9 protein-coding genes and 1 tRNA gene are annotated in these 11,450 nt (G+C 59.8%); 3 read left to right on the forward strand and 7 right to left on the reverse strand.

Going from position 1 to position 11,450, the window contains the following annotated elements:
* Positions 1-181 precede the first annotated feature (181 nt).
* From SNL23_RS08710 to SNL23_RS08725, 4 genes are all read right to left on the reverse strand, one after another.
* Positions 182-457, reverse strand: coding sequence for a hypothetical protein (locus SNL23_RS08710; RefSeq protein ID WP_318302035.1), 276 nt, complete (start codon positions 455-457; stop codon positions 182-184).
* Positions 454-1,434, reverse strand: coding sequence for an integrase domain-containing protein (locus SNL23_RS08715; protein WP_318302036.1), 981 nt, complete (start codon positions 1,432-1,434; stop codon positions 454-456). Before SNL23_RS08715 ends, SNL23_RS08710 begins: the two co-directional genes overlap by 4 nt.
* Positions 1,435-2,345: 911 nt before the next feature.
* On the reverse strand, positions 2,346-3,668 hold the full coding sequence (locus SNL23_RS08720) for a tyrosine-type recombinase/integrase (protein WP_318302037.1): 1,323 nt from the start codon (positions 3,666-3,668) through the stop codon (positions 2,346-2,348).
* Positions 3,669-3,830: 162 nt separating this feature from the next.
* A tRNA-Asn gene (locus SNL23_RS08725) sits at positions 3,831-3,906 on the reverse strand.
* A 175-nt stretch (positions 3,907-4,081) separates the two neighbouring features.
* Between SNL23_RS08725 and SNL23_RS08730 the strand changes: the two genes are divergently transcribed.
* Positions 4,082-5,464 (forward strand): glycerophosphodiester phosphodiesterase family protein, encoded by a 1,383-nt coding sequence (locus SNL23_RS08730; protein ID WP_318302038.1) that lies wholly within the window; start codon positions 4,082-4,084, stop codon positions 5,462-5,464.
* 42 nt (positions 5,465-5,506) lie between these two features.
* On the opposite strand, the gene SNL23_RS08735 is transcribed toward SNL23_RS08730, so the two are convergent.
* The 3 genes from SNL23_RS08735 to SNL23_RS08745 are packed head-to-tail and all read right to left on the reverse strand — an operon-like array spanning position 5,507 to position 9,083.
* Positions 5,507-6,739 carry a CaiB/BaiF CoA transferase family protein gene (locus tag SNL23_RS08735; RefSeq protein ID WP_076014467.1) on the reverse strand — a complete coding sequence of 411 codons (1,233 nt, stop codon included), beginning with the start codon at positions 6,737-6,739 and terminating at the stop codon, positions 5,507-5,509.
* A gap of 26 nt (positions 6,740-6,765) precedes the next feature.
* Positions 6,766-8,295 carry a 3-hydroxyacyl-CoA dehydrogenase gene (locus tag SNL23_RS08740; protein ID WP_318302039.1) on the reverse strand — a complete coding sequence of 510 codons (1,530 nt, stop codon included), beginning with the start codon at positions 8,293-8,295 and terminating at the stop codon, positions 6,766-6,768.
* Between the two features lie 2 nt (positions 8,296-8,297).
* Positions 8,298-9,083, reverse strand: coding sequence for an enoyl-CoA hydratase (locus tag SNL23_RS08745; RefSeq protein ID WP_318302040.1), 786 nt, complete (start codon positions 9,081-9,083; stop codon positions 8,298-8,300).
* A 263-nt stretch (positions 9,084-9,346) separates the two neighbouring features.
* Between SNL23_RS08745 and SNL23_RS08750 the strand changes: the two genes are divergently transcribed.
* The gene (locus tag SNL23_RS08750) at positions 9,347-10,204 is read left to right on the forward strand and encodes an IclR family transcriptional regulator (protein ID WP_318302041.1); all 858 of its coding nucleotides are present in this window, start codon (positions 9,347-9,349) and stop codon (positions 10,202-10,204) included.
* A gap of 70 nt (positions 10,205-10,274) precedes the next feature.
* On the forward strand, positions 10,275-11,429 hold the full coding sequence (locus SNL23_RS08755) for an acyl-CoA dehydrogenase family protein (RefSeq protein ID WP_318302042.1): 1,155 nt from the start codon (positions 10,275-10,277) through the stop codon (positions 11,427-11,429).
* Positions 11,430-11,450: the final 21 nt, after the last annotated feature.

Consider the following 11,450-nt stretch of genomic DNA (forward strand, 5'->3'; position numbering starts at 1 on the left):
AGCCCCAGCTTACTTGGTGTACCTTGTGTTCACGGAAAATGAGAGGGGGCCTCTAGGGATATAGGTGTAAGCAATAAGCCAGAATAACTTTAGATATGCAGTCGCATGCTGTGAGCCTTGACTATCGAGCTAAACCAGAACCGCGCCGGCGGTCTGCTTTTGGCCGTTTTCTGACCTTCGCTTAGCGGTTGAACTGCCAGGATTTTCCCAGGCGATAAGTGAGTAATTGCATGGTCAGCAAATAGTAATAACGCGTCGAGTCAGTGCGCTGGCTTAGGCGGTGCTTTAAAAACCACGCAAGGTGTTTTCTCTGCCAAGTCCATGGATTGTCGCGTTGCCATCGCTCAGCGATTGCTGTTTGGATAGCCTCCGCCTGGCGAAGGTGGCGTTGGCGTGTGGAATGCGATCCGGTCAGAACGCCGGCCAGGAACAGCTCCATATCGAATGCCTTGCTCATGTTCGACCGCCAATGTAAGCCGACACCACGTCGATACGGCCATGCCCGAGCTCATCGCTGATTTGTACTCGGGCCTCCTGATCTAACCATCGGTCGAGCTGATAGCAGCGGCCACCGCTGATGGGCGCGAGATGATGGGTGATCTGTTCATAGCGTTCACACGCATAGGCCGCCCGCAAGTCGTGAAAGCCTTTGAGTTCGTGCGTATGGAGGAGGTCTCGAACGGGGCGGACGGAGCTCTGTGTGAAGTCCAGATAGCTTTCGTGCGGTGCTAACAGGTTGTGACTACCGTCAGGCGAGACATGATGGGCGAATGCCAGTGCGCCGCGGATTTGATCGTTCACCGTGATCCAGCGAGGGGCCGACGCACCTGAGCGGCCACCTTTGGTGCCATCCTGGATGTTCATCTTGCCATAGTGTTCTGCCTCACGTTTTAAACGCGGTAGGTCCGCCAATACGGCCTCGCGTAAGCGCATGCCGGCGGCTCGTGCCAACTGAGCGATCGCCGCCGCGCGCGGCATTTGGTTTTCGCAGAGCACGTCGACGATCCGCTTCACCTGTTCGCGGTCTTGGCCTTGCGGCACTGAACGACGAACAGTGGTGCGCCGCATTCCCAGCGCCTCACTCGGGCTCGGCACTTTCACATACTGATCACCGCGAAGCGCGGCCATGGTTCGATTCACACTGGACAACCGGTTTTGCGCAGTGGCGATAGCCAGCTCACCTTGTTCAACTTGTTGGCGCAGATGTCCGGTGTAGTCCAGCAAGGTTTGGCTATCTATCTGCCGCGCATCGTTAAACCCTGGTCCATCCTCCGACCGACACCAGCGCACAAACGCCTGCCACCGATCACTGTGTGCCTTGACCGTGCCGTAATGTCCGCCGCCAAATAGGTCTTTGAGCGCTTGCGGCCCGGCATAGCTCAACTGCCGACCATAGCCAAAATTGCGTCCATCTCGCCTGCCCACCAGTGCCATGATCGAAGTCCTCTCGAAGCCAAAATTTTTAAAACTTTCCCCACGTCATCCCGCCAAGAATGTTGAGTGTTATCAGGGATCAAGGCCCCTGCGACCTGTGAGGGTTGTCCACTAACGCGGGACTGGCGGCTCTTTACGACCGGGAGCTTGGGCATCTCATGATCTAGCCTCCTGAGCACTTTCGAAGAAGTGGGCGGGCGGAAGCTGCGCTGGCTGACGAGACCAATGCCGCGAGATCCTGAGTCGGGTGAAGGCAGTGATGCGATGACTGGGGCATGCCTGACTGTCAGTCAGGTGCAGTCCATTCCGTGGGCTGCGGCACCATCATCGGCATCGCTGTTGCTGGTGACTTCGGTGTTTGTCGCGCCGATTGTCACGAGGGGGAATGCCGCAAAGCCTTGTACGATGAGGGCTGCAGCAGTGGTAGGAGTGCCCGTCTCTTTCCGGGAGAAAGAGACGGGCAAAGGTTGGCGCAATGAAATGGCCAAGCGGATAGGATGCTGCAGGGCAGCTACGAAAGAGTATGGGTTGCCGCAGTGGGCACACTGATAAAAGTAGGCATCCATCACATCGCTGTGACCGTGCGAGCCTCCGGACGCTAATCGCACTTTGGGAGAACCACCACGGTGTGGCGTAGCCTCAAAGGTTCTGGCTACCTGGGTTGCTGTCAACGACAGCGCTTGCCCGATCTTTTCTACGCCTGTGGATAATTTGGGTCAAGGCTCGAATTTTCCGGAGATCTGCGGTGGTGGATGAAATTATTCACCGGCGGAAATCGGTGGTTTTCCACAGATAGCTATATGGGCTTTAGATTTTTTAAGGGAGGTCCATCCAAACAGGGCGGCTTTGCAGCCCTGTTTGGATGGACCCGCGTGGACAAAGCGGATCACTGAGATATGAGGACCGAGCGCTTACTCAGTTGCGCCACGTTTTGCTTTTAGGCGAGTGACATTCGCACCCGTCTGATTGGCGAATTCGCGTGGACTGACATGCTTCTGCTGATTAGCCTCAAGGTAGCGACTCCACCAGTTCATGATCAGCCTGCGCTCTTCGATGAACTCGGCCTTGTGGGTGTACGCGGCGCGGACGTTGTTGCGTTCCTTGTGGCTCATCTGCCGCTCAATGGCTGTGTCTGCCCACAAACCTGACTCGATCAGTGCGCTGCAGGCCATCGAACGAAACCCGTGCCCACAGATCTCGGATTTGGTGTCGTACCCCATCTTCCGAAGCGCGCTGTTCACCGTGTTTTCGGACATTGGTTTCCAAGATTTGGTATCGCCTGCGAACACCAAGTCAAATTTGCCTGTGATTGCGTGGATCTGTTCGAGCAGGGCGATCGCTTGCGGCGATAAGGGTACAAGATGGATATCGCCTGCCATCTTCGTCCCCCTTGTGGAAAAGGGTACGCCTTCCAACGCTGGTCGCGTGTCGGGTATTTCCCAGACGCCACGTTTGAGGTCGAACTCGCTCCAGCGGGCGAAGCGCAGCTCGCTGGAGCGTACAAACACGTGCAGCGACAGCAAGACTGTCAGCCGGGTAAGTGCGCGGCCTTTATAAGTGTCGATCCGTTCCTGCAATTCAGGCAAACGCGATAAGGTTAAGGCGGGGCGGTGGACGACCCGCGAGGCTTTGATCGAGCCTACGAGGTCGTAAGCAGGGTTTACGGTGATAAGCCGGAGGCGCTTTGCCTCGCGCATGATGCTCTGCAGGTAGTTTTGTACCCTTAAAGCAATGTCTATCGTTCCGCGCTTCTTAATCGCGTCCAGGGGCCGCATCAGGTCGTGGGTATCAAGGTCAACAATGGCGCGGGCGCCGATCAGCGGGAAGAGGTGAGTTTTGAGGCGACTCATCACTGTCTTGGAATAGTCTGGTGCCCACTTGGCTGACATTTCCGTGTGCCAGCCGAGGGCAACGCTTTCAAAGGTGCGGCCTTTGATCAGAGCGTCCGTCTTGGCTAGGTTCTTGGCTCCTATGGGGTCAATGCCATCCGCCAGCATTCGCTTGACCTCCAAGCGCTTGCGGCGCGCATCCGCGAGGCCAACGATGGGGTAGTTGCCTAATGAGGTCAGTCCTTCCCGGCCATCAGGTTTGACGTATCTGAGACGCCAGCCTTTGCGGCCATTGGGTTGGACTAGAAGGTAAAGGCCGTCGCCGTCGAAAAGCTTGTAGGCGCGGTCTGTGGGCTTGGCCGAACGGCAAGCGGCGTCGGAGAGTGGAGCAGTAGTGCGCGACATAAGGGTACTCCCTATTATCGAACTGACCTTTATCCCAAACTCTACCCTTAAAATGGCTGGTACCCACCGGAATCCGACAGAACGCCAAAACGAAAAAACCCGCCAGAAGGCGGGTTTTTCGGGGGTTTCAGAGATTTTGAAAGCCTTCTCTGGAACCTTGTATGGCTCCACGACCTGGACTCGAACCAGGGACCCAATGATTAACAGTCATTTGCTCTACCAACTGAGCTATCGCGGAATGCGCCGTATGTTACTGATTGAAAAGGAGAAGTCAAGCATTCAGTGAGATTTGTGCTTTCCCAAGGTGCGCACTGCTGAAAAGTCATCACTCCACTCCCTGTCACGACGCTGTCATGCGTCAACGCCAACATCCGCAGATACCCCGCCCCTACCCTCTTCTTGAAGGACGACACATGCACACTCGCTCAGGCCCGCCAGCGGTAAAAACCCTGCTTGCCCGTTTTATCGTTATCGGATGCAGCCTGATGGTGAGCGCGTGTGACAGTGTGACCGGGAGTGCGCCTGCCGCCTCGACTTCCTTCAAGACCCTGGACGGTGCACCTCCACTGGTAATCGGGCATCGCGGCCTGCCGGGGCTGTACCCGGAGGAAACCCGGGCGTCGTATGAGCATGCGGCCGATGCCGGTGCCGACTCGCTCGAACTGGACCTGCATATGACCAAGGACTGTGTATTGGTAGCTCGGCACAATCCCTGGTTGAGCGACAACACCAACATCAGCGACGTCGCGAAGACCAACCCAGAGGTTGCTCGCCGCAAGCGCACGGTTCCAGGTGTGTTGGTCAATGTCCGGTATCCCGCCACCGCAGAAAATGGCCCGGCCCAGTACCTGAGCGATTTGACCAACCCCAACGATCCCAAGTCGGTGTTGAAGTCCTTGATCGTTGACGGCGAAGACCATACCAACGACTGGTCAATCAGCGATTTCACACTGGCAGAACTCAAGCAATGGATCGGCGGCACGACGTACGACGCCCGTGACGAGCGCCCGACCGAACTCAACGGCAAGCTGCCGATCTTGAGTTTCCAGGAAGTGATCGACATCGCAAAAGCCAAAAGCACAGCCACAGGCCGTGTGATTACCACCTACCCGGAAAGCAAAAACCCAATCTGGAACAACGCCCAGGCCATCGCCAATGGTTGCGGCGCCCCGGGCAGTCATCCGTTCGAAGCGGCGTTCCTCAAGACCCTTAAAGACAACAACCTCAATCGCAAAGACGCGCCGGTGTTTGTGCAAAGCTTTGACCCGAACAGCCTGAAGTACCTGCGCTCTATCGGCCTGCAATCCAGGGCGGTGCAGTTGGTGGATGGGAACGGTGTGGACTTCAAGACCGGCGAAACCATTTTCATCACGGACAAACCCAACACCTTCGTCAGCGGCCGCCCCTACAGCTGGACCGTCGCCGGCGACCCACGCGCCTTTGGTGCGATGCTGACTCCGGCCGGGTTGGCCGAGGTCAAGACCTACGCCGACGGCATCGGGCCTTGGAAGCCGCAGGCGATGTCGCTGACCGCCACTTCAGCGCAAAACCCTGGTTTGCCCGAAGTCGACACCTTCAAGCCGACCAACCTGATCAGCGATGCGCACAAGGCTGGTTTGTTCGTCCATATCTTCACCTTCCGCAACGAAGCGAAGTACCTGGCCGGTGCCTACAAGGGCAATCCGGCGGCCGAATACATGGCCTTCTTCCGGGCGGGAGTTGATGGTGTATTTACGGACTTCACGCCGACTGCCGTAGCTGCCCGAAACACCTACCTTAAAGAAGTCGCGCGCTAAACAGTCATCAAGGTGGATGGCGGCCTTCACGGCCGCCATTGTTCAGTCCAACTGCTCGATCACCCCGACCGCCTTGAGCTGCCCCAGTTGCTCCGCCGACAACCCCAGGCGCTCGCCCAGTACCTCATCGGTATGCTGCCCCAACATCGGCGCCGGCCTTACATACTCCACCGGCGTGCCCGACATCTTGATCGGGCTGCCGACCATGGCGAAATCCGGATTCTTGGGATGCGGGATCTTCACCATCAAGCCTCGGGCAATCACCTGCGGCTCTTCCAACGATTGCGCGATGTTATTGATCGCGCCCACCGGCACTTTCGATGCGTGAATACTCGCCACCCACTCGTCCGCCGTACGCCCCAGAAAGTGCGCCGACAACAGCTCGACAATCTCGGCCCGATGCGCGACCCGATCGGCATTGCGCCGAAAGCGCGGGTCTTGCGGCAGGTGCGGCAAGCCAATGCTGTGGCACAGCGCAACAAACTGGCTGTCGTTGCCGCAGGCAATAATGAAGTCGCGGTCTGCCGCACGGAACACCTGGTACGGCACGATGTTGGCGTGGGCGTTGCCGTACCGCTCAGGTACCTTGCCTGAGGCCAGGTAGTTCATGCTCTGGTTGGCCAGGGTTGCGACCTGTACGTCCAGCAGCGCCATGTCGATGTGTTGACCAACGCCGGTGCGTTCGCGGCTGAGCAGTGCGGCCTGGATGGCGACGGTGGAGTACAGGCCGGTCATCAGGTCGGAGAACGCTACGCCGACTTTTTGCGGGCCGCCGCCGGGCAAGTCGTCGCGCTCGCCGGTGATGCTCATCAGGCCGCCGATGCCCTGGATGATGAAGTCGTAGCCGGGCTCTTCGGCACGCGGGCCGGTCTGGCCGAAACCGGTGATGGAGCAGTACACCAGCCGTGGATTGATCTCGGCCAGGGTCGCGTAATCCAGGCCATAGCGCGCCAGGGAACCGGCCTTGTAGTTTTCGATCAGTACGTCGGAGCTGGCCGCCAGGGCTCGCACCAGTTCCTGGCCTTCGGAGGTGGCGAGGTCGATGGCCACGGATAATTTGCCGCGGTTGGTGGACTGGTAATAAGACGCCTGCCCGGACGACTCGCCGGTGTCGGTCTTCATCCACGGCGGGCCCCAACCACGGGTGTCGTCACCGCTTTGTGGCCGTTCGATCTTGATCACTTCCGCGCCGAGGTCGGCCAATACCTGGCCACACCAGGGACCGGCCAATACCCGGCTTAAATCCAGCACCCGCAAACCTGTCAATGCACCCATTATTCTTGTCCTGTGATGAATCGAAATCAGCCGACTGCCGGCTCTTCATGACGCAGGGAAATCCCCAGCACTGCACGCCGCCGCAGCCAGGGGCTGGGGCGATAACGTGGGTCGTGGGTGAGTTCGCTCATGCGCTGCAAAATCGTGAGGATGCGCCGCGGCCCAAGGGCATCGCCCCAGGCCAGCGGACCCTGTGGGTAACCCAGGCCGAGTTGTACCGCCTGGTCGATGTCGTCGACGCTGGCGATGCGTTGCTGGGCGATGTCGCAGGCCAGGTTGACCACCATCGCCAAGGTGCGTTGGGCGACGAAGCCAACGCTGTCGCTGATCACCGTCACGCCCACCCCGTCACTGGCAAGCAGCGCGTGGGCGGCGTCGCGGGTGGCGGTGGAGGTCAGCGGGTTTTGCATCAGGGTGCGATGGCGTGACAGGTCGGTCAGCAGGTCGATGCACAGGGTGCGCACCGGGTCGGTGTGGAAGCGCTCGCTGGCCGATGTGGCATCGAGGCCGTAAGGCGCCAGCAGGCATAACGCTTCAGGCGAAGGCTGCGCCGCGCTTTCAAGGTGCGCGCCCAACTCGATCACCAAGGCGCTGAGGCGCTCGTAGTCATCGGCGTTTTCGGTGGCGATCCACACCGGCGGCAGATGCTTCACCGAAGGCACCGGCTGCGGCTGCGGGCCGTCGACTACCTGGCCATTTTCGTAACGGTAGAAGCCCTGCCCGCTCTTGCGCCCCAGGCGTCCGCCCGCCAGCATCTGACGGGTCAGGGGCGACGGTTTGTAGCGCGCTTCTTGATAGAACTGGTTGTAGATCGACTCCATCACCGGGTGGGAAACGTCGAGGCCCGTGAGGTCCAGCAATTCCAGCGGGCCCATGCGAAAGCCTGCGCCTTCACGCAGGATACGGTCGATATCGCCGCGCTCGGCAATGCCTTCATCGAGCATCTTCAACGCTTCAGTCCCGTAGGCACGGCCGGCGTGGTTGACGATAAAGCCCGGGGTGTCCTTGGCGCGCACGCCGCGATGGCCGGTGCGGGCCACGAAGGCCAGCAGGTCATCGCCGACCTTCGGCGCAGTGGCCAGGCCGTCGATCACTTCGACGACGCGCATCAACGGCACCGGGTTGAAGAAGTGCAGCCCCGCTACCCGCTCAGGGTGTTGGCAACCTGTGGCGATGGCCGTGATCGACAGCGACGAGGTGTTGGTGGCGAGGATGCAGCCCGCGCTGACCACGCCTTCCAGTTGCTGCAACAGGCCGCGCTTGGCGTCGAGGTTTTCGACGATGGCTTCCACCACCAGGTCGCAATCGTGCAATGCCTCAACTGTGGCGGCGACGTGCAGGTTTTCCAGCGCTGCGTCCATCGCCGCCTGGCTGATCTTGCCCTTGGCGGCCAGTTTCGAGAGCGTGGCGCCGAGGTTGTCCCGAGCGGTTTGCGCCGCGCCATCGCGGGCATCGAACAAGCGCACCAACACGCCCGCCTGGGCGGCAATCTGAGCGATGCCGGCGCCCATCACACCGGTGCCTACCAGGCCCATGATCTTGATTGAATCCGTCATCGTCATTCCCCCAGGTAGTTCGCTGTGCGTTTTTCGAAGAACGCTGCGGCGCCCTCCTTCTGGTCTGCCGAATCGAACAGCAGTTGAAAGGCCTTGCGCTCCAGCACCAGCGCGCTTTCCAGCGGCAGGTCGGCGCCGGCGAGCATCACTTCCTTGATCTGCTCCACCGCCAGTGGCGGCAAGGCGGCGATCTGCGCAGCCAGTTCCAGGGCGCGGGGGATAGTCTGGTCATCCGCCACCACTTCGCTGAGCATGCCCATGGCCAGAGCCTCCGGCGCCTTGACCATGCAACCGGTCAACGCGATACGCATGGCCTGGAACTTACCCACGGCGCGCACCAGGCGCTGGGTGCCACCGGCGCCCGGCATCAGGCCCAGCTTGACCTCGGGCTGGGCAAACCGCGCCGACTCACCGGCGACGATCAGGTCGCAATGCATGGCCAACTCACAACCGCCGCCCAGGGCAAAACCGTTCACCGCGGCGATCACCGGCTTCGGGCAGCGGCTGATGGCTTCCCACAAATACTCGGTGTGCCGGCGGTACATCTCGATCGGAGTGGCGCTGGCGAATTCCTTGATGTCGGCACCGGCCACGAAGAACTGATCGCCGCCGGTGAGCACGATGGCGCGCACATCACGACGCTTGGCCAGGGCACGAAAATGTTCGGCCAGTTCTTCGCGAACCTGGGCGTTCAAGGCGTTTTTAACTTCGTGACGGTGGATGCGTACCACGGCGACGCCATTGTCCTGGACGTCGAGGTGCACTACGGGTGGGTCGAGGCTGGCCACAAGTTCTCCTGCTGCAATGTTCTTGTTAGTTCGGATATCGAGTGTTTCGCTATGCGAAACAACATTCCGTATTTAGCGATAATCATAAGGACCGACTCGCCGTGATGTAAACGTAAAAACCTGAGCCGCCCGAAAATCGAGCGATAACTCTTTGTTTAGAAGGGTTTTATTAAACAAAAAGACAATCACCCGCGAAGTTGATTAGTTTCGCTGTGCGGAATACAATTTTGTTTTGTTGATTTTCTAAAAAAAGGGGGACTAACATGCGCCGTCGAAACCTGGACCCGAATACACCTGAAGCACCTGCCGGCAACCACGCATTCGAGCACTTGCTGATCGATCCGATGAATGCCGACGAGGAAGAAGACAAGGACCGCCAGTTCGTTACCGCCCTGGCACGTGGCCTGGAATTGCTGCGTTGCTTTACTCCCAGCGAAAGCGTGCTGGGTAACCAGGAGCTGGCGCGCAAGACCGGGCTGCCAAAGCCGACGATTACGCGGATGACCCACACGCTGACTCGCTTGGGGTATCTCAAGCATTTGCCGCAGTCAGGCCGGTATCAGCTGGATGTAGGGGTGATGGCGTTCGGTTACGCGATGCTTTCGAACCTGTCGGTGCGGGCCGTGGCCCATCCGCTGATGGAGACGATGGCCAAGTACGCCCAGGCCGCGGTGGCCATGGCGACCCGCGATCGTTTGGACATGGTGTACCTGGACGTGGTCCAGGGTGAAGCCAACATGACCATGCGCCGCCAGGTCGGTACGCGGTTGCCGTTGCACTTGAGTTCCGCAGGCCGCGCCTGCCTGGCAGCGATGCCGGAAAACGAGCGGGAATTTATTCTCGACCATATCCGCCAGCGTCATCTGGAGGACTGGCCGGGCATCAGGAAGGGCCTGGAACGTGCCTTCCGGGATTACACCGATTTCGGCTACTGCATGTCGATCGGTGAGTGGCACCGCGATGTAAACGCCATCGCCGTACCACTGCTGCATGCACAACATGGGCTGCTGACGTTCAACTGTGGCGGACCGAGTTTTCACCTTTCCCGGGAGAAACTCGAGGACGACATCGGGCCCCGTCTCAAGCACATGGTGAACAACATCGAGGCCGCCACCCGCTAGACAGATCGGCGCAGGGCCTCGGCAGATTGACTTTCAACTGGCCCGCCGAACGGGCCGCTGAGGAATGCACATGATCCGAGACGCCGAAACGCTTCATCTGTTGCTGGAAACCCTCCAGCAGTTCGTCAACGAAGCGCTGATCCCACGGGAAAACGAACTGGCCGAGGCCGATGACGTCCCGGCGGATATCGTCAGCCAGTTCCGCGAGTTGGGCCTGTTCGGCCTGACCCTGCCCGAAGCCTACGGCGGCCTCGGGCTGACCATGGAAGAAGAGGTCAACGTGGCCTTTGAACTGGGGCGCACCTCTCCGGCATTCCGCTCCTACTTCGGTACCAACAACGGCATCGGCTCCATCGGCATCCTGCTGGACGGCACCGAGGCGCAGAAGCAGCACTACTTGCCGAAGCTGGCCAGTGGCGAGCTGCTCAGCTCGTTCTGCCTGACCGAACCGGACTCCGGCTCCGACGCCGCCTCGCTGAAAACCACAGCGGTGCGCCACGGTGACCACTACATCATCAATGGCACCAAGCGCTTTATTACCAACGCTCCCCACGCCGGGATTTACACGGTAATGGCCCGCACCAACCCGGACATCAAAGGCTCGGGCGGTATCAGTGCGTTTATCGTCGAGCGCGACACGCCGGGCCTGTCCCTGGGCAAGCGTGACCACAAGATGGGCCAGAAAGGCGCCCACACCTGCGACGTGATTTTCGACAACGTGCGCGTGCCGGCCGACCAGTTGATCGGCGGCGTCGAAGGCGTGGGGTTCAAGACCGCGATGAAGGTACTCGACAAGGGCCGCCTGCACATTGCTGCGGTGAGCGTCGGGGCTGCCGAACGCATGCTCAACGATGCCCTGAATTACGCACTGGAACGCAAGCAGTTCGGCCAGCCGATTGCCGAGTTCCAGCTGATCCAGGCGATGCTCGCCGACAGCAAGGCCGAGATCTACGCCGCCCGCTGCATGGTGGTGGACGCTGCGCGCAAGCGCGACGAAGGCCTGAACATCGGCACCGAAGCGTCCTGCTCGAAGATGTTCGCCACGGAAATGTGTGGCCGGGTGGCGGATCGTTGCGTGCAGATTCATGGCGGTGCCGGGTATGTGAGCGAGTACGCCATCGAGCGGTTCTATCGCGATGTGCGTCTGTTCCGGCTGTATGAAGGCACCACGCAGATCCAGCAATTGGTGATCGCCCGCAACATGATTCGCGAGGCCAAACACTAAACCCTCGGAACAACACAGAAC

Origin of the sequence: Pseudomonas sp. SED1 (assembly GCF_034044025.1) — a bacterium.
Taxonomy (GTDB): Bacteria; Pseudomonadota; Gammaproteobacteria; order Pseudomonadales; family Pseudomonadaceae; genus Aquipseudomonas.